Annotated in this window: 22 protein-coding genes and 3 pseudogenes; 9 read left to right on the top strand and 16 right to left on the bottom strand. The window is 67.4% G+C overall.

All coding sequences use genetic code 11. The features are described 5' to 3' along the window. The 3 genes and pseudogenes from LWF15_RS33105 to LWF15_RS33095 form a co-directional block, all read right to left on the bottom strand. Positions 1-196: pseudogene (locus LWF15_RS33105) on the bottom strand (heavy-metal-associated domain-containing protein); the annotation flags it as partial. Between the two features lie 14 nt (positions 197-210). Beyond that, positions 211-423, bottom strand: coding sequence for a heavy-metal-associated domain-containing protein (locus LWF15_RS33100; RefSeq protein ID WP_232814938.1), 213 nt, complete (start codon positions 421-423; stop codon positions 211-213). Positions 424-672: 249 nt separating this feature from the next. Beyond that, positions 673-1,863, bottom strand: a complete 1,191-nt coding sequence (locus tag LWF15_RS33095; RefSeq protein WP_232814937.1) for a hypothetical protein — start codon at positions 1,861-1,863, stop codon at positions 673-675. Positions 1,864-2,128: 265 nt separating this feature from the next. Between LWF15_RS33095 and LWF15_RS33090 the strand changes: the two genes are divergently transcribed. Beyond that, positions 2,129-2,857, top strand: a complete 729-nt coding sequence (locus LWF15_RS33090; protein ID WP_232814936.1) for a class I SAM-dependent methyltransferase — start codon at positions 2,129-2,131, stop codon at positions 2,855-2,857. A gap of 51 nt (positions 2,858-2,908) precedes the next feature. Here the strand turns inward: LWF15_RS33090 and LWF15_RS33085 are convergent, their stop codons facing one another. The 8 genes from LWF15_RS33085 to LWF15_RS33050 form a co-directional block, all read right to left on the bottom strand. Further along, the gene (locus LWF15_RS33085; RefSeq protein ID WP_232814935.1) at positions 2,909-4,558 is read right to left on the bottom strand and encodes an endo-1,4-beta-xylanase; all 1,650 of its coding nucleotides are present in this window, start codon (positions 4,556-4,558) and stop codon (positions 2,909-2,911) included. Between the two features lie 170 nt (positions 4,559-4,728). Then, entirely contained in the window at positions 4,729-6,390 is a 1,662-nt protein-coding gene (locus tag LWF15_RS33080) for a discoidin domain-containing protein (protein WP_269811273.1), read from the bottom strand. Between the two features lie 500 nt (positions 6,391-6,890). Then, positions 6,891-7,322, bottom strand: a complete 432-nt coding sequence (locus LWF15_RS33075; protein WP_232814933.1) for a hypothetical protein — start codon at positions 7,320-7,322, stop codon at positions 6,891-6,893. A 216-nt stretch (positions 7,323-7,538) separates the two neighbouring features. Then, on the bottom strand, positions 7,539-8,801 hold the full coding sequence (locus LWF15_RS33070; RefSeq protein WP_232814932.1) for an alpha/beta hydrolase: 1,263 nt from the start codon (positions 8,799-8,801) through the stop codon (positions 7,539-7,541). A gap of 30 nt (positions 8,802-8,831) precedes the next feature. Beyond that, on the bottom strand, positions 8,832-10,061 hold the full coding sequence (locus LWF15_RS33065) for a serine hydrolase domain-containing protein (protein ID WP_232814931.1): 1,230 nt from the start codon (positions 10,059-10,061) through the stop codon (positions 8,832-8,834). Positions 10,062-10,150: 89 nt separating this feature from the next. Continuing rightward, positions 10,151-10,804 (bottom strand): hypothetical protein, encoded by a 654-nt coding sequence (locus LWF15_RS33060; protein WP_232814930.1) that lies wholly within the window; start codon positions 10,802-10,804, stop codon positions 10,151-10,153. Positions 10,805-10,972: 168 nt separating this feature from the next. Continuing rightward, the gene (locus LWF15_RS33055) at positions 10,973-11,281 is read right to left on the bottom strand and encodes a helix-turn-helix transcriptional regulator (RefSeq protein WP_232814929.1); all 309 of its coding nucleotides are present in this window, start codon (positions 11,279-11,281) and stop codon (positions 10,973-10,975) included. Beyond that, positions 11,282-11,743 carry a PAS domain-containing protein gene (locus LWF15_RS33050; RefSeq protein WP_232814928.1) on the bottom strand — a complete coding sequence of 154 codons (462 nt, stop codon included), beginning with the start codon at positions 11,741-11,743 and terminating at the stop codon, positions 11,282-11,284. It abuts the gene before it with no gap. Between the two features lie 196 nt (positions 11,744-11,939). Here LWF15_RS33050 and cynS point away from each other — a divergent pair. The 3 genes and pseudogenes from cynS to LWF15_RS33030 all read left to right on the top strand — a co-directional run bounded on the left by cynS (position 11,940) and on the right by LWF15_RS33030 (position 13,712). Beyond that, positions 11,940-12,397: pseudogene (gene cynS / locus LWF15_RS38310) on the top strand (cyanase). Continuing rightward, a pseudogene (locus LWF15_RS38305) lies at positions 12,397-13,223 on the top strand (formate/nitrite transporter family protein). The pseudogenes cynS and LWF15_RS38305 overlap by 1 nt, the downstream one beginning before the upstream one ends. Before the next feature lie 48 nt (positions 13,224-13,271). Continuing rightward, positions 13,272-13,712: a TIGR03618 family F420-dependent PPOX class oxidoreductase gene (locus LWF15_RS33030; protein WP_232814925.1), complete on the top strand. Its 441-nt coding sequence runs from the start codon at positions 13,272-13,274 to the stop codon at positions 13,710-13,712. A 151-nt stretch (positions 13,713-13,863) separates the two neighbouring features. On the opposite strand, the gene LWF15_RS33025 is transcribed toward LWF15_RS33030, so the two are convergent. After that, positions 13,864-14,586, bottom strand: a complete 723-nt coding sequence (locus LWF15_RS33025) for an SDR family oxidoreductase (RefSeq protein ID WP_232814924.1) — start codon at positions 14,584-14,586, stop codon at positions 13,864-13,866. Positions 14,587-14,677: 91 nt separating this feature from the next. On the opposite strand from LWF15_RS33025, the gene LWF15_RS33020 reads away from it, so the two are divergent. After that, complete coding sequence (locus LWF15_RS33020; RefSeq protein WP_232814923.1) at positions 14,678-15,232, top strand: TetR/AcrR family transcriptional regulator; 555 nt, start codon at positions 14,678-14,680, stop codon at positions 15,230-15,232. Between the two features lie 127 nt (positions 15,233-15,359). Here the strand turns inward: LWF15_RS33020 and LWF15_RS33015 are convergent, their stop codons facing one another. Together LWF15_RS33015 and LWF15_RS33010 are read right to left on the bottom strand one after the other, a co-directional pair. After that, positions 15,360-15,899, bottom strand: coding sequence for a hypothetical protein (locus LWF15_RS33015; RefSeq protein ID WP_232814922.1), 540 nt, complete (start codon positions 15,897-15,899; stop codon positions 15,360-15,362). Between the two features lie 726 nt (positions 15,900-16,625). Next, complete coding sequence (locus LWF15_RS33010; protein ID WP_232814921.1) at positions 16,626-17,894, bottom strand: poly(ethylene terephthalate) hydrolase family protein; 1,269 nt, start codon at positions 17,892-17,894, stop codon at positions 16,626-16,628. 1,176 nt (positions 17,895-19,070) lie between these two features. On the opposite strand from LWF15_RS33010, the gene LWF15_RS33005 reads away from it, so the two are divergent. From LWF15_RS33005 to LWF15_RS32995, 4 genes are all read left to right on the top strand, one after another. Then, entirely contained in the window at positions 19,071-20,672 is a 1,602-nt protein-coding gene (locus LWF15_RS33005; protein ID WP_232814920.1) for a S8 family serine peptidase, read from the top strand. Further along, entirely contained in the window at positions 20,669-23,242 is a 2,574-nt protein-coding gene (locus LWF15_RS33000; protein WP_232814919.1) for a putative bifunctional diguanylate cyclase/phosphodiesterase, read from the top strand. The genes LWF15_RS33005 and LWF15_RS33000 overlap by 4 nt, the downstream gene beginning before the upstream one ends. Before the next feature lie 157 nt (positions 23,243-23,399). Beyond that, on the top strand, positions 23,400-23,534 hold the full coding sequence (locus LWF15_RS37115) for a hypothetical protein (RefSeq protein WP_269811263.1): 135 nt from the start codon (positions 23,400-23,402) through the stop codon (positions 23,532-23,534). A gap of 647 nt (positions 23,535-24,181) precedes the next feature. Next, positions 24,182-24,790: a hypothetical protein gene (locus tag LWF15_RS32995; protein ID WP_232814918.1), complete on the top strand. Its 609-nt coding sequence runs from the start codon at positions 24,182-24,184 to the stop codon at positions 24,788-24,790. Positions 24,791-24,934: 144 nt separating this feature from the next. Here the strand turns inward: LWF15_RS32995 and LWF15_RS32990 are convergent, their stop codons facing one another. Both LWF15_RS32990 and LWF15_RS32985 read right to left on the bottom strand, forming a co-directional pair. Continuing rightward, positions 24,935-25,534 carry a hypothetical protein gene (locus tag LWF15_RS32990; protein ID WP_232814917.1) on the bottom strand — a complete coding sequence of 200 codons (600 nt, stop codon included), beginning with the start codon at positions 25,532-25,534 and terminating at the stop codon, positions 24,935-24,937. Then, positions 25,492-25,857 (bottom strand): hypothetical protein, encoded by a 366-nt coding sequence (locus LWF15_RS32985; RefSeq protein WP_232814916.1) that lies wholly within the window; start codon positions 25,855-25,857, stop codon positions 25,492-25,494. Before LWF15_RS32985 ends, LWF15_RS32990 begins: the two co-directional genes overlap by 43 nt. Positions 25,858-26,047 lie beyond the last annotated feature (190 nt).

The following is a 26,047-nucleotide window of genomic DNA, read 5'->3' as shown; positions in this document are numbered from 1 at the left end:
GTGACAGTCCCGCCACAGCCGTACTCATGGATGCGTCGTTCCCAGCGGGCGGCTGGGACTGGCTGCCATGGCCGTCGCCGTGAGCAGGGTCGGCCTTGTCCTGCCAGGAGGCCACCGCGTTCTCCGGTACGACGAGGGCCGCGATACCGAACGCGGCGGCGAAGGCTGCAACCAGACCCGCCGTATACAGGCCCAACCGCCCCGCCGGGCTCACGAGACGCGCTCGGCCGCGTAGCCGGCCTCGCCCACGGCCGCCAGCACGGCCGCGTCGTCGACCACCCCGGGTGCGGTCACCACGAGCCTGCCGGTCTGTGCGCTGACCTCGACCCCCTCGACGTCACTGATCCGGCCGACTTCCTGAGCCACCGCCGTCTCGCAGTGCCCGCAGGTCATCCCGGTCACCCTGTACTCGATCGAGGTCATGTCCGCTCCGTTCGCCGCAATACCCCCTATGGGTACCTCGCCAGCGTAACACGGGTACCCCCTAAGGGTATTCCTGGCGGATGGCGCATGGGAGCGCAGAGAACCGTCAAACGGCCGCAAGCTGGAGAGGCTTCCTCGGATGCGGTCACTGACGGGGCAGAGCGGGATCTCACGACCCGTCGTCCGCCTCGACATGGGAAACCTGAGAGCGGGATACAGCTGTCGGTCGGCTCGATCCGCAGACCGTGATCAGGACGAACCGCCGCAGCCCCCGCTCTCACCACCTTCGACGTCGGTGGAGACGTAGGCGCCCAGCTTGAACGGGCGTGCACCCCGGACCGTGCTGACCGTTCCGGCGAGAGTCCAGTGGTAACAACCCGGCCCTAGGTACTTCCCGTTGCTGCCGGTACCGTTCCAGCGCAGCCCGTTCAGGGAACCGTGGGGAGCCCGGCCGCGGATCACCCGGACCTGACGCCCGCCGGTGATCCGGAGCTTGGCGTTCAGCACCGGCCCGGCGAAGTCGAACTGCGGCCGCCAGATCGTGCCCTTGGAGAAGAAGGGCTTCACGTCCGAGGAGATCAGCAGCGGCCGGCTGGGCAGGAAGGGAAGCGCTCGCACCCGCACCTTCCCGGTCTGGTCCATTCCCGCGATGAGCCCGTTGTCCACCGCGTAGGGCGCCTGAAGGACGGAGCGGCGGGGCTTGGCGTCCGGATCGGAGATGTCCAGCAGGCCGACCTCGCCGCGGACGTTGGCCCAGGACAGCAGACCGCCGTCGAGCTGCAGCTCCGTCGCCCGGGTACCGCGGATCAGGCGGTCCTTGCTGCCGTACCCCTCGGACAGGTGGACCACGTTGTTGGTGTCGAGCCAGGCCGTGACGTGGGCCGACACGGCGATCGGCCCGGCCCCGCCCCGGGCAGCGAGCACCTCCGGCTTGGGCGCCGGCCTGATGCCGTAGCCCGGGTTCAGCTCCAGGGTCTTCACCTGCCCGGAAGCGGTGACCCAGGAGACCTTCGAGCCGAACAGGTCGGTGGAGTCGGTCGATGTCCGGAACACCTCCCGTACCTGGTTGCCGGGCGCCGGGCGATAGACCACCCCACCGGCCAGCGAGTACCGGCCAGACTGCCGGATCCGGGTGAGCTCCGGATCGGCCGGCGCCAGATTGATCGCGGGCCGGTCGCCCACCCGCAGCATGAAGCCGTTCTGCGAGTCGGCCGTGAGCACGTAGTCGCCCGAGACCTCGACCTGGCCACTACTGGGCGGCTGCTCGTCCAGCATGATCGGCTCGACCGCGCTGATCTGGCGAGCCGTCCCTACCTTCACCGACCCCGACGCCGTGATCTGCTGCAGATCCCGCGCCACCACCGTGACGCGCCCACCCGGCGTCTGCGACTGTGAGACCAGCAACCGCCCGCCGCCCAGCGCCACCTCAGGCCGCGGCACCCCGTACGACGTCGTCCGTGGCGTTTGTGCCGCCTGAACCGGTGAGCCGAGGCCACCCAGAAACGTGACCCCCACCGAAGCCAGCCCGACCATCGTCAGCCGACGCCGTCGTCCAAACATGAAGCACCCCCGCCTCGTTGCTCACCTTGCCCCCACAAGGCAACGCACAACGTAGCGGAGCGACCAGCCCTCCAATCGCCGGTATTGACCAGGCGGCGTGTCTTAATCCATTGCGGGCGTGCGCGGCCTCACCCAGGGTGGGGTCATGGATGACTTCGATCCGGCGACCAGCTTTGCCGGCCAGATCGCTGAGCACTACGACGACGCACCACGGGGCGACGAGGCCGCGTGCACCGCGTTGCTGGCCGAGCTGGCGCACGGTGGCCCGGCCCTGGAGTTCGCGATCGGGACCGGGAGGGTCGCCCTGCCTTTGGCGTCGCGCGGTGTCCAGGTCAGTGGCATCGAGCTGTCCGCGGACATGGTCGCCCAGCTCCGGGCCCGGCCGGGCGGGGCACAGGTCCCGGTTGTCCTGGGGGACATGACCACCGAGGTCGTCCCGGGCCGGTTCGCGCTGGTGTACCTGGTCTTCAACACCGTGTTCAACCTGTTGAGCCAGGACGCCCAGGTGCGCTGCTTCGAGAACGCAGCCCGGCACCTGGACGACGACGGGGTGTTCCTGGTGGAGGCCGCCTCGCCCTGGGCCTGGACCCCGCGGGGCGAGCGGACCCGTGCGGAGTGGGTGACCCAGGACGGCGTCGGCCTGGACGTCTCGCGCTATGACCCGGTGACCCAGCTCCTGGAGACGAACCACGTGAGCATCACGGAGCAGGGCAACCGGTTCTTCCCGATCGTCCTGCGCCTGGCCTACCCAGCTGAGCTCGACCTGATGGCCCGGCTGGCGGGGCTGAAGCTCGTGGATCGCTGGGGCGGCTGGCACCGGCAGCCCTTCACCGCCGACAGCGTGCAGCACGTCAGCGTGTACGCCCGGAGCTGAGCACCGGGCGCGCTGATCCAGGTGTGGGTGGTCGATCCGCCCCAATACCGTCTACTGGAAAGACTTCAGCGCTCGTCTCATCGCATTGAGGGCCGGCGTCGGGTTCCCCTCGTCGAACAGGAGGTCGTGGCCTTGCTGCAGGCCACCGTCGTCATCGATCCACCAGTCGTAGCGGTCGTCCACGCCCCAGGTCGTGTACGAGACACAGGTGCTTGAGCGCAGACAGGTGGCCAGCACCGTCGCGTACTGCTCCGCCTGAACGTCCGTTCCCTGGTCGTCGGTGACGTCGTTCTCCGAGATGCGCACGTGCAGCCCGGCTGCCTCGAAGAGGTCGAGCGTTTCGGTGAGGTCCTCGGCGGAGATGGCGTCGGTCTCGAGGTCGTAGACGTGCGACTGCAGGCCGACGCCGTAGATGTGACCGCCCATCTCGTTGGCCTGGAGTGCCAGTTCCAGGAGGGCGTCCTGGCGCTCGCCCGGCACGTCGGCCCCGTTCTCGTTGATGAACTGCCTGACGTCGGGGTCGGCGTCGTAGACCGCCTGAGAGACGATCGCCGGGTAGTCGGGCCCGAAGGTCTGGTACCAGATGTTCTCCTGCAGGCTGGTTCCCTGGTCGAGGTCTAACGGCTCGTTGACCACGTCGAGTGAGGCGATCCGTCCCTTGAAGTGGCCCACCACGGTGGTGACGTAGTCGAGCAGGGCATCGGCGCTGGCACGACGATCCTCCTCGGAGCCGGTAGGCAGCTCCTGCATCCAGGCGGGCATGGCCTCGGTGAAGGCGATGGTGTGCCCGTGCACCGTCAGGCCCTTGCTCTCGACCATCGCAAGGATCGCGTCGGCCTCGTCGAAGGTGTAGACGCCCTGCTGCGGGGAGAGGAACTGCGGCTTCATCGCGTTCTCGGGGGTGATGGCACCGAAGTTGCCGACGAACTCCCGCGCGTAGTCCTCATCCGAGGCGAGTGGACCGAGCGCGACCGCCGCACCGATCCTGAAGTCCGGACGGGCCTGGTCGGCGAGCGCCTGCAGGCCCTGCGCCGACGGCTCGGCCTGCGCGACGGCCGGGCCTGCGGCGCTCAAGGAGGCACCCTCGGCGGCGGTGGCGGTGAGGGAGCTGACGCTGAAGGAGCCTTCGTCGCTCGACAGTCCCAGCCAGAGCTCTCCCGACTCGAACACCTCACCGAAAGGCACTGAGGCCAGGGTGTTCCCGTCGCTCGCGATCTCGAGGGTGTCCCCGGCTCGGCGCACCGCGATAGCGGCCCGCGGATCGGGGAGCGTCACGTGCTCGTCGTACGCCGGCTGGGGGTCGCTCACGTCCTGCTCGGGTGAGCCGTCGAAGACTATGACCCCGAGGTCGTCGCCGTCGAGGGTGAGCCGCAGGCCGGCCGGCTCGATCCGGAACTCGTCAGCGATCACCGGCGGGCTGTCGTAGACGGCCCAGGACGCGTCGGCGGTGACGTCGCTGAAGAGCGCTTCGAGGGTGAAGTCGCCCTCGGTCACCAGGTGTGTGCCGGCCAGGTTGAGTGGCGGGTTCGACTGACGCCCTCCGCTGTCACGGTCGACGATGGTCCGTCCCGTGGCGGTGATCCGTAACCCGTTGCCGTCGGCCGCCACTCCCGATACGTGCTGCCAGTCCTGCTGCAGCAGGTCGACGACCGTCTCTTTCGGCTCTGGGGCGTGCGAGGTGCATCCCGCGACCGCGAGCAAAAGCCCTGACGCCAGGGCAGTCAGCCGGTACGGGTGCCTGGCCCTCGGATTTGTTGACAAGAGTGCTTCAGTGCCGAACACGCCCGCATACTAGGGCAGGCCCTCTACCGTCATCGGCGATGGTGGGGCCTGCTTCGGGCGGTCTGAGCCGCCCGAAGCAGCGAATCCTCCTACTGGTAGACCCGCACGTAGTCGATCAGCATCTTCTGCGGGAACCGGGTGCTCGCGTCCGGGGCGCCGGGCCACTCGCCGCCCACGGCGTTGTTCAGGATCAGGTAGAACGGGTGGTCGTAAACCCACGGCCCGCGGGTGGTCTCGACCGTCTCCTTGTCGGCGGTGAAGAACGCCTTGCCGTCCACGGAGAAGGTCATGTGGGTGGCGTCCCAGTCCACCGCGTAGGTGTGGAAGTCGTTCGCGAAATCGGTTCCGGGAACGGTGAAAGGCTGTCCGTAGCCTCCGCCGCCGTAGTAGGCGGGGGCGTGCAGCGTGGAGTAGACGGTGTCGGGGACCTTGCCGACGTGCTCCATGATGTCGATCTCACCCGAGCGTGGCCATCCCACGGTGGGGAAGTTGGCGCCCAGCATCCAGAACGCCGGCCACAGGCCCTGGGTGCCGGAGACCTTGATGCGGGCCTCGGCATGGCCGTAGGTGAAGGAGAACGTCTTGAGCGTGTTGATCCGGCCGGAGGTGTACTGGCAGCCGGCGCACTGCTGCGGGGTCTCCTTGCGCGCCTTGATGACCAGGTTGCCGCCGCCGTCCATGGTCGCGTTCTTGTTGTCGGTGTAGTACTGCAGTTCGCCGTTCTGGCCGGTACCCGGGTCGGCCGTCCACTTGCTGGTGTCCGGGGTGCTGCCGACCGCGCCGTTGAACTCGTCGTTGAAGACCATCCGGGTGGCCGGAAGAGTGATGTTGGGGATCTTGGCCGGTGGGGTGACGGGGTCGCCGCCGGTGCCGAACACCTGGAACTCCCACATCGAGTAGCCGTACCCGTTCGAACGGGCAGTGCCGTACACCCGCACGTAGCGGCCGGTGCCGTTGAGGCCGCCGACGGTCTCCTTGTGGCCCTTACCTGCGCTGACCGTGTGGATGGTGGTCCAGTTCGCGGCATCGCTGGAGACCTGCAGTTGGTAGGCCGTGGCGTAGGCGGCGTCCCAGTGCAGCACGACGCGGTGGATGTTCGCGCTCTTGCCCAGGTCGACGTAGACCCAACCGGGATCCACCCACCCGTTGGTGGAACTGGTGGCCCAACGGGTGGTGACGTCACCGTCGGTCACCTTCGCGGCGGTGCAGGAGGAACAGGCGCCGTCGTTCTGGAAGGTCGAGGCGGTGGCCGGCTTGGTGTACGAAAGCTCGACGTCCCCACCGGGAGTGCCGGGATCGGTCCCGCCGCCCGAATCCTCGCCGTAGACCTGAAACTCCCATAGCGAGTAGCCGTAGGCGTTGGCCCGCGCGGTGCCGTACATGCGCACGTAGCGGCCGGTGCCGCTGACGTCGAGAGTCTGGTTTCCGCCGTCCCCGGTGGTGGTGGAGTAGACGTCGGTCCAGCTGTTGGCGTCGTTCGACACCTGCAGCTTGAACGCCTTGGCGTGCGAGGCCTCCCACTGCAGCGTCACTTTGGTGATCTTACGGGCGGCCCCGAGATCCACCTGGAGCCACTGGGGATCGCCGAAAGCGCTGGACCAGCGGGTGCCAAAATCGCCGTCCACGGCCGCCCGGGCCGGGAAGGCGGCCGCGTTCTCACTGGACGAGGCAATGACGGGTTGTCCTTGGGAGAGCAGTTTCTCGGCGGCCTGCGCCTGCATCGGCGCGACCACCGCCAGGGCGGTCGCCATCGCGGCGACCACCCCGGACAAGCCGAGCAGCCTCCGATTTCGCACTGTGGGCACGGTGAACTCCTCGAAGCGTCAGGGGGTTCGGGCGTGCTGAGTGTCATCTCGTGGCCCAGAGGCGTCAATAGGACCTTATGCCTATGCAGCGGGCGCCACGGCGCGCTGGGAGACCACGCTTGTCCCAGGCCAGAAGGGGATTGCGCGGCGCCGACGGTGGTGCTCACGGAAGCCGTTGAACCGTCGCCGGACGGTTGCCTGCCCCGACCCGGCACTGCGGATTGCTTGAAAGTGGCTGCACCGAAAGGTTTTAGGATCCTTGGCTCAACATCAGGATTGCCAACAGCGTTGGTCCCCAACTGCGCAGGTGCCGGCTTCGTGATCGGGGCCCACAAACGTCATCAATTGAAGACGTTTGTGGGCCCCGGGCAGCTTCGCCTGGGTGGGCCGTGGGAACACCGGTGAGGCCGGCCGGCGCAGCGCCGGCCGGCCTCGCGATGAATCGTTCAGCAGGTGCCCCGGTAGGCGACGATCTTGACCCAGAAATCGCCGAGCAACTGGTAGCGGCCCGGTGGGAAGTCGGTACCGGCCCGCTTCCAGAGCGTCGAGTTCGTAGCGATCCTGGTCGGGTACGTCCAGCGCTGCGCGCAGTACCCAGGTCCGATGTAGACGCCCTGAACCCGGTGAGGGGCTTCGACCGACTGGCTGTCGGTGTACGGCGGGATGTAGAAGTCGTAGGTGCTCGTTCGTCCGGGCCAGACCTCGATCAGACCAATGTTCAGGGTACTGCTGCCGTTGACGACGCCCTTGTCAGGGCTGAGCGCACTACTGGGTTCCGCCGTGGCGACCAGGCTCAGCGCCGCGGTCAGGGCTGCTACGAAACTGAGAATCAGGCCGCGTACCCGCAACCGGGCTCCCACCGACAGATCATTGTTCACCGGCTCGTCCTTTCGACATTGAACGAAACTCATCGCTGAAGCAGGCATGTTGCGGCCACCGTTGCGGTGACCACCTCGCCATCAGTTCAGCTCAGGCCGGTGTTCAGGCGGTTGACCCGACAACTCCGGACAAGACCCGACACTCACCTGACACGAATCAGGAGCGTCCGGGTCGGGATGGTTGCGGCGCCGGGCTGAGGCCCCTCGCGCGCCTGATCAGTGGTGTGCCTCGAGCCACTTCTGGACGTCGGCAACGACCCGCTGGTCCGGCTCGCCCAGTTCGTCGGCGAACTTCGGTGACGCGTTCAAGGTGTGGGCGAGGCCGGGGTAGATCACCACTGTGTGGTCCTTGTTGCCGGCCGCCGCCACCGCCGCGTCCGCAGCCAGTGCCGCCCGGGCCGGCGTCTCCAGGTCGTTCTCGCCGTTGAGCAGGAGCGTCGGGCCGGAGAACCGAGGCAGCGCCTTCCCGGCATCCGGAAAGCGGGCGAGGTCCTTGATGTAGCTGACCAGGAAGGAACTCAGGCCGGGGATGTTCGGGTACGCGTCGATGCCGGTCAGGTCGCGCAGCACCGGGCCTGCTTCGATATCGATCTCGATGTGACCGTCACGGTTCTTGTCGGTGTCGGCCTTCAGTTTTGTGCCGTCGAGCAGGACGGAGCGGAACAGGCCGGTGACCTGCTGAGGCTGTCCCACCAGGCCGTCGGTCGCCTCGGTGGCAGTTAGCCGGCCGTCGCCGTCAAGGTCGAACTCGTCGTGCAGTTGCAGCAGCAGACCTCCGTAGACCTGGAACGTCATCAGCTGTTTGACGGGTTTGCCGATGACAGCCATCGCGATCACCCCGGCCGGCTTCGGGATGCCGAAGCTCTTCGGGGCGGCGGCGAGGTTCGCGGCAACGTTCGTGCCCTCGCTGTGGCCGAGCAGGAAGATCCTCGAAGGGTTCACCCGAGGCGACCTGGCCACGAACCGGATCACCGCAGCGGCGTCCTGCTGAGTCCGGTGGTAGGGCCGCTTCGGCTCCAGCTGAGCCGGATCCGTGGTCAGTACCGGGCCGATGTCATTCACCGCGCGCTTGTTGAAGCGCAGAGTCGCGTAGCCCGCCCGGCCGGCGGCCTGCGCGAGCGGTACGAAGGTCGAGCCGTTGCCGCCCGGCAGCGTCTGGTTCATGTCGTTGCGTCCGCTGCCGTGCAGGAACACGACCAGCGGCAGGCGCCCCTGGGCGGCGCTCGGATAGGTCAGCTCGGCCTTGGTGACCCAGCCCGCGCCAAGGTCGATCCGTACCTGCTCACGAGTGATGCCGTCCCAGCCGGAGGACGCGGTGCTCGTGGCGGTGGGTTCGTTCGCGACGGAGACCCCCACCGCGGGCAAGATGGCGGTGACAGCGACGGTGAGCGCCAAAGGAATTTGGTTCTTAACGGATTTCATGTCGGAGGTCTCTCTTCGATGGCAGCGACATCGCAGCAGTGGGGCCGCGCCAAGCAACCGTTGAGCGCGGCCCCCGTACGAGGCGGGTCAGTGAGCGCTGCAGAGGGCGTGGTCGACCAGTTCGGTGGTGACGTCCACCGCGGGCAGCTTCACTCCAGGCTTCGGCTTGAGCGAGTCGGTGTTGATCGACACCATGACGCTCCGGGAGCCGTCCGGGGTGACGCCGTTGCGGGTCATGAAGCCGGGGATGTCGCCGCCGTGGCTCCAGTAGCCACCGCACGAGTTCTCCGCCCACACGATGCCCAGGCCGTATCGGGCGCCGGGCCACCTGGCCCGCAGTTCGTCGTTGGTGGCCACGGTGCGCTGCATCTCGGCGAGCTGGGCGGGCTTGAGCACTTTGCCGGTCACCAGTGCCCGCAGGAAGGTGTTGGCGTCCTCGGCGGTGCTGATCATCTCGCCGGCAGGGCCGGCCAGGGACGGGTTGAGCAGCGTCGCGTCGATCGGCTTGCCGTAGCGGGGATCGGTGGGCGTCGCGCCCGGGCCGGGGAAGCGCTGGTAGCCCACCGCGTGTGGGCGCGGGATCGTCGGCGTGGTGCCCGGCAGGTAGGTGTGGCGCAGGCCCAGCGGCTTGACGATTCGTCGGTGGATCTCCTGCTGCCAGGACCGGCCGGTGACCTTCTCGATGATCAGCGAGGCCACGACGTAGTTGGTGTTGGAGTAGCCCCATCCGGTGCCCGGCGCGAAGCCGGACGGGAACTGCATGGCCAGGGCGACGAGTTCAGGGTTGGTCCAGGTGCGCAGACGGGTCTTCTGGAACCCCTCCACGGTGCCCATGGACGTCATGGCGTTGGTGTATTCGGGCAGGCCGCTGGTGTGCTGCAGAAGCTGTCGCACCGTGATCTTGCGACCGTCGTTGCCGTTGGCGCTGATCAGGCCGGGCAGGAACTTCTCGACCGTGTCGTCCAGTGACAGCTTGCGCTCGCCGACGAGCTGCAGCACGGTCGCTGCCACGTACGGCTTGGTGAAGCTACCGATCCGGAACTTCGCGTTCCACGGGACCGGGGTACGCTTCGCGACGTTGCCGTATCCGCTGCGCACCCGCACGTCGCCGCGTGCGGTATCGAGTTTGACCAGAACACCTGGCGCGCCGTAGTTCTGAAGTACGTCGGCGTCGGACTGCAGGGTTGCGGTCAGGCCCGGCCGGGATGTAGGCGCTGCCGGGTCGCTGGTGGTTCTGGCCTGAGCGGCCACGCCGCCGACGATGGCGGTTCCTGCCAGTGTCGCTGCAATGACGCTCGCTACAAGTGACTTCCTCATGCCGATGACGCTAGGGATCTCACCTCCGCAAAACGTCACCCCGGGGTGGGCATTTGGATGGTCCCTCGTGCGGGGGACAGGTGCGGCGATCAGTTCTGAGGGCGAGCCTTCAGCACCCACTGCACACCGGCGACAGCGCAACAGCCGGCCAGCGCCGCGGCGGAGAGCGTGATCAGGAGGACGGGCGCCGGGCTGAAGCTGGGGTCGTAAGCGAACAGCCATCGGGTGTAGAGCCCGGTGATCACTGCAGCTACTACGGCCGCCAGTGCCTCTAGGCTGGCCGCGCTCAGTCCCGGCCGGAGGGCGGTCAACGGTGCCAGGACGAGGAAGGTGACCAGGGCGGGCACTATCGCGAAGACGGACCCGAGGCCGGTCACCACGCCCAGGGTGCGCAGCGTGTCGATGCCGAGCAGAGGATCGTCGTTGACGAAGTCGACCCAGCTCAGGCCGAAGAACAGCAACCCGATGCCGACGGCCGCGAGCAGGCCGGTCAGGGCTCGGGTCACCGGGGTCCGGGAGAGCACGCCGTGCGCGCTCAGGCGCCACAGTGCCACCGCGAGCACGATGAGGACGGGAGCGCCGGCGATGACGGTCTGGGTGGGGGAGGGGTCAAGGCTGTTCTGGGTGGCCCACACCATGCAGGTGCCCGTTCCACCGGCGATTGCCGAGAGCAGGGCGGCCAGCGCCAGCCGCCCGGTCTGCCGCTGGGCGGACTGTCTCAGAGTGCTGCCGGTGTTGGTCATGGTGTGTCCCTCCCCAGGTCCGGGCCAGATACCCGGGCCCAGGAAATATGACACCACTGATCAGCCAGTCAATACGTGAGCCGTGACACATCACTGGCGTTCTGTGCGGCAAGAGGGCTCATGGCTTTCGATGAACGCCCGCGGTGACCCTCGCCGGAGCTTCGCGCCTCAGGTGCGCTTTCCGACGAACCCACTGGGGGAATCGCCGAACTGACGGCGGAAGGCGCGTGCAAACGTCCCCTGGTCACTGAAACCACTGTCGTGGCAGGCGGACCGTACGCCGGCACCGCGTTCGAGCAGCCCGCGGGCGAACTCCAACCGGGCCGTGCGGATCTCGTCACCCGGGGTGCGGCCCACCTCGGCGAAGAGCACCTGGACCGAGCGCACCGACAGATGGTTGGCCCGGGCCAGCTGCGCCACGCAGAACTGGGGGTCGCGAAAGCTCTGGTGCACCTGCTGGAACAGGTCGTCCCGCACCTAGGCCCGGGTGCGATTCCCGCGGGTGTCCGCCGTACGGGCAGCCTGAGGTTCGTTCCGGGACTCACCCGTGCCGTGATGGCCGGCGTCCTCGAACGACAGCAGCGTGGCGCCGGTCGGGCCCAGGGACCGGGTCGACCAGACCACCGGGACCGGCCGCCCCGAACGGGTGGTGAACCATTCGGTGCCGGTGCGCGGACCGGACCCCGGACGTCCCACGATCGGGCAGTGTTCCTGGGGGTAGCGCGAACCGTCGGGACGGGTGTCGTGCAGCGTGCCGTGGCTGGGCCGGCCCAGCAACTCACCGCGGTGGTGGTAGCCCAGCAGCGTCACCGCGGCCCGGTTGACCAGCTGCACGTGCCCCTGCGGGGCGATCACCCACAGCGGGGTCGGGGCCTGCTCGATCACCGCTTCCAGCAGTGCGCTGTCCGGTGCGGGGACGAGTGTGGGCATCGCGGTCATGCAGCTCACCTCTCCTCGGGTCGGCGTCGAGGCTCACACGCGGCCGTGTCCTGGCGATTGCCGGTGTGTCGCGGCTGTGTGACGGGGCGCGCCGGCTGCGCGTTTTGCCGCCAGGCCTGCGTTCAGAGCCTGGGCCGGCCGGGTGGTGGTGCGGTGGGCTGGGAGGAGAGCCACGACGAGCTGAAAAGGACTACGCATGCCATACAACCCCGCCCTCCGGGAGCACGCGGCGAACGAGGTCGACGAGCAGCGGATCGCCAAGGGCCTGACCTGGCGGGCCCTGGCCGAGCGCCTCGGGAAGCCGCCCGTCTGGGCCACCGCCGCCCTCCTGGGATCGCATCCGATGACCCGGGACGATGCCGAGAAGGTCGCGAGTTGCTGGAGCTCAGCGACGAGACCGTGCGGGCGCTGCAGCGTCAGCCGTACCGCACCGCCGACCCGGTGATGGCCAGCGACCCGACGATCTACCGCTTCCACGAGCTGCTGGCGGTTTACGGCCCGGCGTTCAAGGCGCTGATCCACGAGCAGTTCGGTGACGGGATCATGAGCGCGATCAACTGCAGCGTGGACGTGTCGCGGCGTGAGCACCCGGACGGAGCCCGGGTCGTGGTCAGCATCGACGGCAAGTTCCTGCCCTACCAGTGGGGTGCCTGATGTCGTACGTGCCGCCCAAGGAACTGGCCGCCCGTATCCTCGACGCCGGTGAGTCCAAGGTGTTCATGTCGACCCGGGACACCCTGATCCGGGCCTTCATGGCCGGTGCCCTGCTCGGCCTGGCCGCAGCGTTCGCGGTCAGCGTCACCGTGCGCACCGGGGAGCCGCTGCTCGGCGCACTGCTCTTCCCGGTCGGGTTCTGCATGCTCTACCTGCTCGGTTTCGACCTGCTGACCGGAGTTTTCACCCTGGTGCCGCTGGCCCTGCTGGACCGCCGGCCGGGGGTGACCGTGCCCGGAATGCTGCGCAACTGGGGCCTGGTCTTCGTCGGCAACTTCGCCGGGCGCTGACAACCGCGCTGCTGATGGCGATCTACTTCACCTACGGCTTCAGCGTCGAGCCGGACGCAGTGGCCCAGCAGATCGCCACGATCGGCGAGGGCCGCACGCTGGGCTACGCCGAGCACGGGGCGGCCGGGATGCTGACGCTGTTCGTGCGCGGGGTGCTGTGCAACTGGATGGTCTCGACCGCGGTGGTCGGGGCGATGATGTCGGACAGCGTGCCCGGCAAGGTGATCGTGATGTGGATGCCCATCCTGGTGTTCTTCTACCTGGGCTTCGAGCACTCCGTGGTGAACATGTTCCTGTTCCCCTCCGGACTGCTGCTGGGCGGCGACTTCACCCTGTCCGACTACTTGGTCTGGAACGAGATCCCGACGCTGCTGGGTAATCTGGTGGGCGGTCTGACCTTCGTCGGGCTGATCATCTACGCCACGCACGCCCGGACGGCCCCCACCCGGCCGCGCAAGGTGCCTTCCGAAGTCTGATCACACGCAGGTCGGGCTCTGGTACATCCGCATGGGTACGCTTTCGGGATGACGACCCTGGAGCAAGCCTGGGCGCTCTCGCGCGAGGATCACGGCCTGGCCATCGTGTCCACCGCCCGCGCGGACGGCTCGGTCCAGTCGACGCTGGTGAACACCGGCCTCCTGGCTCATCCGGCGAGCGGGGTGCCGGTGCTCGCCTTCGTCACCTACGGCAAGATCAAGCTGGGCAATCTACGGGCGCGTCCGCGGCTCGCGGTCGCCTTCCGCAACGGCTGGCGTTACGCCACGGTCGAGGGCACGGCCGAGTTGGCCGGGCCGGACGATGCTCAGGACTGGCTGGACCCCGAAAGGCTGCGCGTTCTCCTGCGTGACATCTTCAGCGCGGCCGGGGGGACGCACGACGACTGGGACGCTTACGACCGAACCATGGTCGACGAGCGGCGTACTGCCGTTCTGATTCAGCCACAACGCATTTACCCGACTCTCTGAGCCTCGAGGTCGCTGAGGTCGTGGAGCCGGCGGATGGGGGAGAGGCCGAGCACCAGAGGGGTGCCCAGGCTGATTGCCGCGAAGATCAGGAGAGTGGTCCCCACATCAAGCGGTTGTGCTCATGTGTCCTGATCAGGGGACCAGGGGCGACTCAGCTCTGGGCGGTGGGCCGTACGACGATCTCGTTCACGTCCACGTCGGAGGGCTGTTCGATCGCGAAAACGATGGCGCGGGCGACAGCGTCGGCTCCGATGGCCACGCGCTGCACCTGCTCGTAGATGGCCTGGGCGGCCGGATTGTCCGGGGAAGGCTCGGCACCGACGAATTCGGTACGCGTCATGCCGGGTGACACTGCGGTGACCCGGATCGACTCGCCCACCTCTTGGCGCAAGCCCTCGCTGATGGTCCTCACTGCGTTCTTCACGCCTGCGTAAATGGTCTGCCCGGGCACAATCCGCAGACCCGAGGTGGAGACCGTCTGGATGAAGTGCCCGCTGCCCTGGGTTCGGAAAACTGGCAGTGCGGCGGTGATTCCGTGCAGGACGCCCATGAGGTTGACGTTGACCATGTCGTCGATCTGTTCCGGGGTGAGCTCGTGCAGCGGGGCCACGGTGGCCACCCCGGCGTTGCTGACCAGTACGTCCAGGCGTCCGAAGCGCTCAACGGCCAGATCGACGAGGGCCTGCAGATCGGGGCGATGGCGGACGTCGGTGGGCAGCCAGGCGGCTTCTCCTGGCAGTCGCTCGGCCAGGGATGCGAGCCGATCGGCCCGTCGCCCGGCCAGGACGACCCGTGCTCTGGCGGCCGACAGCAGTTCGGCGGTGGCGGCCCCGATCCCGCTGCCGGCCCCGGTGATGGCTACAACCTTGTCCATGGCGACCCTCCCCATTAAGTGGACAAGTGTCCGTTTGGCTTGATCAGGCTAAGCGGACACGTGTCCGGATGGCAAGCGGCAGAATGGAGCCATGGCAGGGCAACAGACCGGCAGGCGAGCGGACGCCGAACACAACCGTGAGCGCATTCTGGCGATCGCTCGTCAGCAGTTCACCCGCAGTAGCGATGCCACGCTGAAGTCGATTGCCCAGGAGGCCGGGGTGGGTCAGGGCACCCTTTACCGGCACTTCCCCACACGGGAGGCTCTCCTGGTCGCCGTCTACCGGGTGGATCTGCGGGAGCTTCTCGACTCCGGGCCTGGTCTGCTCGAGAAGTATCCGCCCGACCAGGCGCTGCGTCACTGGCTGGACCGCTTAGCGGCGTACGGGCGGATCAAGCACGGCGCTGCGGCGGCGGTTCGCGCCGCCACCCGCGCTGATCTCTCGGCTGAGTACTACGCCGAAACGCTCACAACGATCGGAACTTTGCTGCACGCCGGCCAGGAACAGGGGCTGCTGCGTGCGGACGTCGACGCGCAAGACGTTCTGTTGCTGGTCGGGTTCTTGTGGCGGGTGCCCAATGAGGACTGGGAGGCCCGCACGGCCCACCTGCTCGACCTCGTCATGGACGGCCTTCGTCCCCTCTAGCGGCCACGGGTAGGCCGAAAATCGGCCGCCTGAGTACAGACAGGAACCGGGCCGGACGCTTCCAGTCTTGTCTGTGGAAGCGACCGGCCCGGTTGTCTTACGTAGAGTTTGGGGTGGCGCGAGCCGATCAGTCGAGGAGGACGTTCAGGTCGTTGACCCCGGACGCCTTGACGGCGTCAGCGTGCACGTCGGGGCACTCCTTCTTCAGCGTGTTGTCGACGTTGATGGTCGTGACGCCGGTGTTGGCGTCCTCAACGCCGTCGAGAATGCTTTCGAGCACCTCGCCGAGGGCGTCACTGACCACGACCGTGTCGTCCTTGGTGACGCCGGGCATCTGGCCGCCCAGCAGGGTGCCCTCGACAGAGTCGCAGGCCAGCTTCGCAAAACCGTCCGGCCCGGCCTGGCGCCCGGCCGCCTCGAGTTGGTCGGAAATCTGATCCCAGGCGTCGTCCATGTCCTGGACTGCGGGGCTGGTCCCGGTGCCCGGCGCGGCCGCCGCATCCGACTGGGACGGGTCAGGGGCCGGTGTGGTCATCTCGGTCGTCTGGCTCTGTGCCATGTCGTCGTCGTTGTCGTCATCGTCGTCGCCACCGCCGCACCCGGCCAGGAGCAGGGCCGCGACCGGCACCGCCACTGCCGCCTTGAACACCGAACGCTTCGCCCTCACCCGGAACATCACGTAGTCGTCCTCCTAGAGACGTCATGGGGAGAACCAGACGCAGGCTGCATCGTCCGTGAGTCTGGTCCTCGCCGCACCGACGGCGGCACGATCACCGCCCTGCCCTGTACTCAAGAGGCAATTCAGGAATCGGCAACCTGGCGTACAGCTGAGGTTCAGGCGCGACAGTCCAGTAGTTGCTTGACGAAAACATGTGCGCTTGATGACGAAGTGACGCGCGGGCGCCCTGGCCGGCGCACCGTCGGAGCAGGGCGGCGACGAAGAGGTTCTCCTGAAACATGTTGACTGGCAAGTCGAATGACTTTGGAAGGCGCGTGGATGGAGCGGCGAGTGCAAAGCAGCTACCTCGTTCTGGCACTGTGCGAGCCAGGGGATTGCGGGCCAACTCGCAACCGCACCGAGACGCTCCGGTCCGTATGGGTGTTGGGGAGATCACGCGCGAGTTCGCCACCTGAGGGCTGGCGTGGAGGTCCATGCGTAGGTGGCGGTTGGATCCGAGACTCGCCCGGCACAGAAGGGATCGGCCCGAAGGCAGGCCTGCTTCGGGACGGAACCGTGTACATGACGTGGCGCCAGTGCTTATCGGCGAATGATGGGCCGCGAGCATCGGAGTTGCGCTCCGAGGAGTACACCGATCAGACAGTGGCCGCCGTCAATGGGCCGGTGAGTGACCCCTCAGCAACGCCATGTCGCTGAGGGGCGCTCGCGGCAGGCTCAGTCCCTCTGAGCCTCAACCTGGGCGATCTCGGCCAGGGGATGGGTGCGGCCACTGAGCATTGGATCGAACTTCTTGTCCCCGGCCAGATGCCGGCGGAAGAAGGCCGACATATAGGCCATACCAACGTGACGTTGCTGCGGTTCGTCCAGCTTTCGGTCCAGGGCTCCCCCGGGACCGCACCTACCCGGCTCAGGTACGAACGCGTCGTCCTGAGCCTGTACCTGGCCGCTGTCGGGCGACCACTGGGTGTTGAAGAAATTGTGGTTGGCGCCGTGGATGTTCCACAGGTAGGTCGGCACCTTGGAGTGTTTCCTGGCGGCGTCGAAGTAACCCCTCGAGCCGTAGCCACAGTCGCCCAGAAGGGTGGCCGAGGGAATGCGGGTGACGCGGTAGGGCAGCTCCCACTTGGGGTCGTCGTCTGCGCGGTAGAAGCTCACTGCTTCCAGACCCAGCACCGCGCCGATCCGCACCCCCGAGGGTACTTTCGCGGCGTTCACGTCGGCGGCCTGGCTCATCACCCCACGACCGCCCCGTGAGTGCCCCATCAGCCCGACGCGCTGCAGGTCCACGTGCCCACGGAACGAAGGACGACTTCCGGTGAAGTGACCGGCCAGCGGGCCCTTGCCCCTGATCGCGAGGTCCCGCCACATCTGCAGGTGCTTGTTGGCCAGGGTGGCGCGAGCCTGGTCCTGGGCCTCGCCCATCTCTCCGACGTTGATCCCGTTGACGCCGATGGAGACGACGACGAATCCGTGGCTCGCCAACTGTTTGCCCAGGTAGTCGTAGCCACGAAGACTCGGCAGGCCGGGCGTGCCAGTGGCACAGGGCCAGCGGTTCAGCAGTTCACCGGTGCGCTCGACGACCGCTTCCAGCCTGGCCAGTTCGTCCGGGTCCTCCGGCGCATTCGGACCGTAGAGAAGAGCGGTAGCAGCGTCGAACTCCTTGGAGGCGGCCCGGTCGGCGCAGGTGGGCCATAGCCCGTGGGCCAGCAGAACCAAGGGGTAGGGGCCGTTCTTCAGGTCCCGGGGGTAGTGGACCCGGCCCGCCAGTTCCAGTGGGGCAGGCTTGTTGCTGCCGAACACGTGGAAATCGGGGATCGTGAAGGCCGAATCGCCCAGGTTGTAGTCGGCGACCTCGACCGCGTGCTTGCCGGGAGCCGCCGGGTCGATTCGCGCGGAGGCCTGGGCCGTGGGCGCGAGCGGCACCAGGAGAAGTACTGCGCCAGCAACTGCCGCGAGGCACGGTCCGATGCGTCTGATCACCATGGTTCCGATCGTGAGGATGCTTGTCTGTCCTGTGACGGACAAACGACGTCCGGGGCCCGGGCGAGGTTGTGTCCAGAACGGAGGGCCATGCTGACCGGCCCGATGGTGCGGGCAGTTCTGCTGAACGACGTGGCTTGCCTGGGTCTGCGCCGCGCCGACTCACCATCGGGGCGGGGCGGCACGAGTGTGCCCCGATCGACCGGGCCTGCTGCCTCCCGCCCGTCCATCCTTCGGCTGAGGCGGTAGCTAGTGCGTTCGGTCTTTCTTGTAGGCGTTTTCACCCTGCGCGCGCCGTGAGCCCTACCGTTCAGTCATGAGTGACGCACGGGGCTTCCCGGAACTGACTCGCGGGTGCCCTCCTTTTGCCATCTCTCTTCCCGAATCCGGTCCTCCACTGCTGGCGGTGGGCACGGAGTCGGGTCTGCGAGAGGTGCCCATCAGCGGGGCCATGCGAGAACTCCTGGACAGCATTGACTTTGGGGCCACCGTCAGGGATGCAATGAGCCGGCTGGGCGTGCTGGTGGCGCAGGAGCTACGGACTGTCCAGGTCGCTGAACGTCTGGCGGTCCGCCGGGGCGACACGAGGAGCGCGTAACGAAATCTCTGTCCGAGGCTGGATGTCGACCATTCGCCCTTTCCTAGCTCCCTTGGGAGGCAGGTTCACAGAGGTGATACGGGCGGGCTGCTCCTCGGCACCATGTGCACGATCTCGCCGGAGGGCCCCTGCAAGTGAGGTAGCGACCGGCGGGGCGTGGGCGTCGAGTGGGATCGCCGAGCGTTCGCGGCCCAGGACACGTGTCCGCGGCATCCGCCGTGGGCTGGTCTTCGGCACAAGTGTTCTCGTGGCCGTCAGGGGATTCCAGGACGGTGAAGCAGCAATCTCCGTGGCTCGCGACGAGGCTGGGTCCGTACTTGGGCCAGGGTGGCGGAGGCTGGGGTCGGTCATGATCTTGTTGCATCGGCCGCTGAAATATTTGGCCACGCCTGGCTGGCCGCCGAGGGTGCGGGAGCCTTTCGGGGCGGCGTGCCGTCACCTCAAGCCGAACTGGGTTCGTTGCGCACAGTTTCGACCCGTTCCGCAAAATCGCTGAAATGCCACCCCTCTGCGACGTAGAGTGAGCGGCCGTGACAGACTTGCGAGTATTCCGGGGTTCCCTTTACAGATCCGCAGCTTTCATGCTCCTAGGCCTCGTCCTCGTTCTGGCCTTCTGCCTGGTCAGCGGCGGCCTTGTCGCTCATGAGCGGCAGGTGGCCTTCTCGCCGCACCAGACGTGGACCACTGCAAAGTGGGGCGACCCCGAGACCGATGCCAAGGCGAAAGACGTCGGCGGCAAGAACAAGCCGAGCCAGGACGCCGGTTCGATGGCCACCGTCACCACCGCCGTCGGCGCCCGAGCGGTGTGGAAGAAGAAGGATTCGGCGGGCCGGGCGATCACCGGGCAAGGGGTCACGATCGCCTTGCTCGACAGCGGGGTCAACGACGATGTGGCCGGCCTCGACGATCCCGGCAAAGTGATCCACGGGCCTGACCTTTCTCTTGAGACGAACTCGACGGACCTGCGCGGTCGAGACACCTACGGCCACGGCACCCACCTGGCCAGCATCATCGCCGGGCGCGACTCGGTTCCGGTCAGCAACAAGGGCGTACCGATCGCGCCTGACACCAAGGTGCAGCTCGGTGTAGCTCCCGACGCCCGGTTGCTGGCGCTCAAACTCGCCACCACCGACGGCAGCACCGACGTCAGCCAGGTGATCGCCGGCCTGGACTGGGTCGTTCAGCACCGCAACGACAACGGCATGGCGGTTCGCGTGGTCAACCTCTCCTACGGCACGCTCTCAACGCAGTCGTATCAGCAGGACCCATTGTCCTCCGCCGTCGAGAACGCCTGGAAGCACGGCATCGTGGTCGTTGTCTCCGGGGGTAACGAGGGGTCCGCTCACGGCCGGCTGAACAACCCGGCGATCGATCCTTACGTCCTTGCCGTCGGAGCGAGCGACCCGCTCACCGAGGTCAAGGGCTGGAGTACCCCGGCGGTGGCCCCGTTCAGCAGCCGGGGCAACGCAGCCCGGCACGTCGACCTGATGGCCCCGGGTACCTCCATTGCCGGGCTGCGCGTTCCCGGTTCGTACATCGACGCTCACCATCCCGAAGGTCTGGTCTCAGGCGACACGACAGGCCGGCTCTTTCGCGGCAGCGGCACTTCCCAGGCCGCGGCGGTCACCTCAGGCGCTGTCGCCCTCCTGCTGCAGGCTCACCCGCAGCTTTCCCCCGACCAGGTGAAGGCAGCTCTGACCCGCACGGCCCATTCGACCAGCGGCACAGTGCTCGAGCGCGGCAACGGCCAGATCGACATCGACGCGGCGCTCAACGAGGCCAAGAAGATTCTCCAGCGGGCAGGCAAGAACAAGGGCGACGACACGGTTCAGAGCTTCCCCGAGGCCGGCGGGCTCGGGTCGCTGGAGGCCGCACGCGGTGGCAACCATCTGAGTGACGCCGAGACCGGAGCCCTGCTGTCCGGTGAGATCGACGTGCAGGGATCACCCTGGAATCCGGCCGCCTGGCGAGCCGTTTCAATGATAGCGACGGCCTGGTCCGGCGGGCGCTGGAACGGCGCCCAGTGGAGCGGCAGTACCTGGTCCGGGTCGAACTGGATCAGCTCCGGCTGGGACGGTGCCCGCTGGACCGGCTCTTCCTGGCAGGACGTGTCCTGGACCGGAGCGCGGTGGACGGGTGCCCGCTGGACCGGCAAAGGCTGGACCCATCAGGACTGGCAGTGACCGCCTCGCCCCGTACCGCCGTCCGTCGGGCCACGGCGATCACCGTGACCCTGGCGCTCGGTCTGGTCGCTGCAGGAGCGATCGCCCTGCTGCTCACCGATGGCGGTGCGGTCCTGGCGCAGAATCCGCCGATGCCTCCGGCGGTAGCGTTTGTGCTGCTGGTGCTGGCGTTCTGGGCCGCCGAACTGGCCCTGCTGCACGTCGAGTTCCGGCACCAGGCCCACTCGTTCTCACTGTCGGGGGTGGCGCTCCTGCTCGGTGTGCTCTCCTTCGATCTGCGCCTGGTGATCCTGGCCCGGCTGATCGGCGCCGGTGTGGCATTCAGCCGTCAGCAGCTGCCGTGGCTGAAACGCGGGTACAACATGGGCGCCTATCTTTTCGAAGCTGGGGCCGTCGGTCTCGTCCTGCATCAGGTGCTGGGGCCGGGAGCCGATCTGGGCCTCGCCGCAGCCATGATCTGCTGTCTGACGCTGGTCGTGATCGACCTGGTGATGAGTTCCCTGGTCCTGCTGGTCATCTCGGTCCACCAGGACCGGGTCACGTACTCCCAGGCGAAGGCGGTGCTGGGGCCCGCCGCCGTGCTGAGCCCGTTCAGCACCGTGTGCGCCCTCGCGGCCACCGTGCTGCTGGCCCACGGCCGGCTCGGCCTGGTCCTGGTTCTCGGCTTCACCGCGGTGACCGCTGTCTTCTACCGGAGCTATCTGAGCCTTCGTAACCGGCACCAGTCTCTGGCGCTGATGCATGATTTCGTCGAGCAGAGCCTGAGTGCGACCACGCTCGAGCAGTTGGCCGCGTTGCTCTTGGCCCCCACCCGACAGCTGCTGAACGCCAGCAGCGTCCAACTGATCGTCTACCGGGAGGAAGGCGATGTGCAGCTGCGCATCGCCGAGGACGAAGCCCTGAGTACTCTGCACTCACCCCCGAGCGGGCCCGGGGACGCTCTGATCGCCCGGGCCTGCGCAAGCAGGGAATTCATCGTAATTCCTCGAACCACGCGCGATCAGGGGATGCGCGACTGGCTGACCGCCCATGCGGCCAGGGACGCGATGATCGTGCCGCTCTCCTCCGAAGGTGTGCAAGGTGTTCTGATCGCCCAGGACCGGATGGGGGAGGCCTCGACGTTCACCGCCGATGATCTCACCCTGCTGGGAACCCTGGCCGGGCACCTGGCCACTGCCCTGCGCGGGATCCGGCTGGTCGAGCAGTTACGTTTCGATGCCACCCACGACGCCTTGACCGGGTTACCGAACCGGGTACTGCTGGCCGAGCGGATCGAGCAGGATCTGGCCCCGGGCACATCGCAACCTACGGCGAGCGCCCCTCCGTCCCAGCGGTCTGCGGTCCTGCTCCTGGACCTGGACCGGTTCAAGGAAGTCAATGACGCTCTGGGTCACCACGTGGGAGACGCACTCCTTCGAGTGGTGGGGGCCCGCATCCGCGCCTGCGTTCCCGAGGTCGGCACGGTGGCCCGGCTCGGCGGAGACGAATTTGCCATCCTGTTGCCGAAATCCAGTGCCGGTCCGGCCGGGATGCTGCGTGCGGCCGAGCGGACCGCCAAGAACATTGTGGACGAACTGACCTCGCCGATCACCCTGCCCGACGCAGTCGTCAGTACCCGGGCAAGCATCGGCATCGCCCTCGCCGGCGCCGGCATGAACGGCGCGGACCTGCTCCGGCACGCGGACACCGCAATGTACTCGGCCAAGGCTGGTAAAGGCCCCATCGTCGTCTACAGCCAGGAACTGGACCGCGGTCGGGCCGAACGCCTGACCCTGCTCGCAGATCTTGCCCTCGCTCTCGAGCACGGCCAGCTGGAAGTGTGCTATCAGCCGCAACTGGACCTCAGGACGAACGAGGTGACCAGCGTCGAGGCCCTGGTCCGGTGGCGACACCCCCGGCACGGGTTGCTGGGACCGGGCCTGTTCATTCCGCTGGCCGAATCCGGTGGCTTGATCGAGGAACTCACGCGGCAGGTACTGCGCCAGGCAATGCGACAGTGCCGGCGCTGGCGCGATGCCGGCCTGGACCTGGCGGTGGCCGTCAATCTCTCCGCTCACAGCGTGAACGATGCGAACCTGCCCGAGAACGTGGCAGCAGCTCTGGCCGCCGAAGGGCTTTCCGCCGACCGCCTGGTCATGGAGATCACCGAGAGCAGTGTGATGGGCGACCCCACCCGGACCGTGCCGATCCTGCAGCGCCTCGCCGACATCGGCGTCACCCTCTCTCTGGACGACTTCGGAACCGGATACTCCAGCCTGGCCTACCTGCAGAAGTTGCCGGTCCGCGAAGTGAAGATCGACAGGTCCTTCATCGCGGGTCTGAGCGGCACGGGCGAGGCCCTGGCCAGTGCTGTGCTGATCCGCAGCATCCTCACCCTCGGCGCCAACCTGGGTCTACGGGTCGTGGCCGAAGGAGTTGAGGACGCCGACGTGCTGGAATTCCTGCGCGGGCTCGGCTGTGACCTGGCCCAGGGATACTTCATCGCGCAGGCCCTGCCGGCCGAGGCCGTCGACGACCTCGCTGCCGGTCGGCTCAGGAGGACTGCTTTGAACTCCGCTCTGAGGCTCTGAGCTGGAGCTGGTCGGGTCGGATGGGTTCGGCGCTGTTCTCCGGGCGAACCGTTCTCGAGGGGCGTCGCGAAGGCAACGGGACTGACTACTTGATTCGGGTGCATCTCCTGAGACCAGACGAACGACCGGGGCCAAGCTACGTCTTGGTCTGCTGATCATGTACCTGAACGCGATCGGCATGATGTTCGGGTCGTGGGAGAACAGGAAGCTGACGAACACCGCGATCATGATTGCGGCGGCGGCCACCACGACCCGGCCGGCGTTGCGGCCACCGGCGGTCACGGCCACGTAGTCGCCCGTGTCGGTGCCGATCGGTTCCAGGGTGACGCGTAGATCGGCGACCAGGGCGTTCGTGGCCGCATCACGGGGACCGGTCTCAGGAATGATGCCGACCATGGCGGCCTGACTGTCCGGGGCCATCTGCACCGGGCTGCTACCCGCTACACCGGGAACGTTGTTCGCCCTCGCCGGCGCCTTCCGCCGCGAGTACGACATGGGCCCGGACGATTGCGTTGTCTCTAGGGGGATATGTCCGGCACAGGGGCGGTGATCTTCCCGGCCAGGTGGACCGAAGAATGGGTGCTGAAACTGGTGATCACCCAGGTCGGGACCGTTCCAAGGACGTTCAGCGGCTTGCAACGTCCAACCACCAGTTCGGTAAGGACTCCTGCGGAGTGCCCTCGTCCCGATGGCCAGGGTGTCGCTCGCCACCGGCCGAGTACTGAGCGAAACACCGGACCACAAGTTGCACTCTGTGGTGCACCGCGCGGGCGCCGGGCTCAGCCAGATCTGTCACCTCCTGCGTGAGGCCTGTTCCAGACCGGTCCGCCACGCTACTGGTGAACACCCTTTCGAATCTTGGCCTTTCACTCGTGATGCCAGTCGGATGGGTTCAGCGCGGGTGACGTGACATCCCGGCGCTCAACGTATGCTGCTTCGATGTCGATCGAGGTGCGCCGTGTCGATCCGCCGGACGATGAAGAGCTGCTTGAACAGTGGACCCGAACCGACGGTGGGGACTGGGGTCACGTCGAGGCTTTGTTGCCTCCGGAACACCCGTGGCAGATCGTGGTGGCCCTGGCTGAGTTTGCGCGGGAAGAGCCGCTCCAGACGCGCATGTCGGAGGCCCTCTACGACGCGCTGACCGCGGTTCGTGGCGTGACGAGGGTCGAGCGCGAAGATACCGAGGTCTGGCTCGCCTGGGGAACACCGGACGGTGACGATCTGGTGCGGGCGGCGTCCAGGGCGGTCGATCCCCTACTTCCCGCCGCTCAGAATGAGGATCATCACCGGCCCGGCCCCACGTCACCATCAGAACTCCCGCAGTCAACGGCTTCAGCCAGGCTCACACGCCCGACCGCCGCCCAGCGGGGCGAGCCGCCACTCGGCAAGGGCCCGCTGATCGCTGCAGCCATCTTGGCCGTGGTGGGCGCAGTGCTCTTGGTCAATGGCATTACGACGGGGGACACCTCGACCGCCGTGTCGGGCGGGGCCGCGCTCGTGTTCTTCGGCGGTGGGCTGGCCGTGATGCTGACACGTGGACGCTGACCTTGCGCCATCAAACACCGATGCGGCCCGTTCGATCATGTACACATGGAGCGGTCTGGTCCGAAGAAGCGATCTGATCGCGCCCACGAGGCTGCGACCAGACCGATCAGTCTCCGTTGTTGTGACTGCGGCTCAGTCTGTGAGTCAGTCGGGGCGCGGGGTGAGCTGGATTGTCATGACGATGTTGTTCGTGGCGATACGGCTGCTGTGTGACGGGGTCAGCGGGGACGTGCTCGCGGTCGGCGCGAAGTAGTACGTCTGCGCGGCTTCCAGAGCGGGCACGACGAACTGCACCGTGGAGGAGGTTGTAACGGCCGAGGCCGCCAAGGGCCACGGCGTCGCTGGACGCCTGGTCAGTTCATTTCTGCGGACGTCGGTACTCGCGATCAGGCCGAGTGTGTAACGCCCTTTGCCCGTTGTCCGGTAGCGGAAGGTGACCGTGACCAGAGCGTCGTACGCCGAGGCGTCCCCCGGCACCGTGACCGGCAGACGGTCGATGCTCCCGCCCCCACCCACCCCGTCCATAGGTCCGTTCTCCTGGAAAGCCTCCGGGCCGTAGGCGGAGGTGAGGGTCATCTGCTGCACGGGCGCGAGTGTGGTGGTGGACGTTCGGTTCACCCCCCACGCCGCGCCTCCTGCCCCCAGGACCAGCCCGCAGGCCAGCACGACGACAGCACCCTTCCAGGAGCCGCCCATCCGGTTCACTTCGCCGCCCTCGAACGTGAGGGTCGGGTGGTCTGCCACGCGTCGATGAGTCCCATCAACTCCGTGCGCTGTTCGCTCAGGTCGACCCGGGCCACCCGGTTCGGAATGCTCGGGGCGACCGGCCGCGGGGCGGGGTCGGCGAACTGCTTGATCATGGCGACCTGGCTGCCCTGGGCCAGCAGATGACTCCACGAGTCCACGTCCTGGGTCTGCGGGGGCAGGCCGGCGGCCGGGATGTGGCCGGACACGTAGTTCCCGGTCTCGTCGTGACACTTCCACTCGGCTTCGAGCACACATTCCTCGCAGGCCAGCACCCCGACCATCGACGTGAAACGGCGCTGCCACTCGGCATCCAACGCCACGACTTCATGGGCAGGCGGGACCGGCCGCCGGCACAGACAGCAGGTCACCTGCGGAACGGGGAGTCCGTCAGCTACCGAATCCCGATCCTGCTGGCCGCTGTAGCTCGTCATGCCGGGAACGCTAGGGCGACGACAGTCCTACTCGTCGGTTCGTCACGGTGTCTCCGGGGCGTTGGCCTGAACGCCCCAC

Source organism: Kineosporia rhizophila, assembly GCF_021277265.1.
Lineage (GTDB): Bacteria > Actinomycetota > Actinomycetes > Actinomycetales > Kineosporiaceae > Kineosporia > Kineosporia rhizophila.
The sequence above is the reverse complement of the archived record's forward strand: the minus strand, read 5'-3'. Positions and strand labels throughout refer to the sequence as shown.

Excerpts from the sequence above, each read along its gene's own strand:
- LWF15_RS33030 (WP_232814925.1), top strand. The coding sequence starts at position 13,272 with ATGACGACCCTGGAGCAAGCCTGGGCGCTCTCGCGCGAGGATCACGGC.
- LWF15_RS32995 (WP_232814918.1), top strand. The coding sequence starts at position 24,182 with ATGTCGATCGAGGTGCGCCGTGTCGATCCGCCGGACGATGAAGAGCTG.
- LWF15_RS33010 (WP_232814921.1), bottom strand. The coding sequence starts at position 17,894 with ATGGTGATCAGACGCATCGGACCGTGCCTCGCGGCAGTTGCTGGCGCA.
- LWF15_RS33065 (WP_232814931.1), bottom strand. The coding sequence starts at position 10,061 with ATGAGGAAGTCACTTGTAGCGAGCGTCATTGCAGCGACACTGGCAGGA.
- LWF15_RS33060 (WP_232814930.1), bottom strand. The coding sequence starts at position 10,804 with ATGACCAACACCGGCAGCACTCTGAGACAGTCCGCCCAGCGGCAGACC.
- LWF15_RS33090 (WP_232814936.1), top strand. The coding sequence starts at position 2,129 with ATGGATGACTTCGATCCGGCGACCAGCTTTGCCGGCCAGATCGCTGAG.
- LWF15_RS33050 (WP_232814928.1), bottom strand. The coding sequence starts at position 11,743 with ATGACCGCGATGCCCACACTCGTCCCCGCACCGGACAGCGCACTGCTG.
- LWF15_RS33025 (WP_232814924.1), bottom strand. The coding sequence starts at position 14,586 with ATGGACAAGGTTGTAGCCATCACCGGGGCCGGCAGCGGGATCGGGGCC.
- LWF15_RS33080 (WP_269811273.1), bottom strand. The coding sequence starts at position 6,390 with ATGGCGACCGCCCTGGCGGTGGTCGCGCCGATGCAGGCGCAGGCCGCC.
- LWF15_RS33020 (WP_232814923.1), top strand. The coding sequence starts at position 14,678 with ATGGCAGGGCAACAGACCGGCAGGCGAGCGGACGCCGAACACAACCGT.
- LWF15_RS33005 (WP_232814920.1), top strand. The coding sequence starts at position 19,071 with ATGCTCCTAGGCCTCGTCCTCGTTCTGGCCTTCTGCCTGGTCAGCGGC.
- LWF15_RS33100 (WP_232814938.1), bottom strand. The coding sequence starts at position 423 with ATGACCTCGATCGAGTACAGGGTGACCGGGATGACCTGCGGGCACTGC.
- LWF15_RS37115 (WP_269811263.1), top strand. The coding sequence starts at position 23,400 with ATGTACCTGAACGCGATCGGCATGATGTTCGGGTCGTGGGAGAACAGG.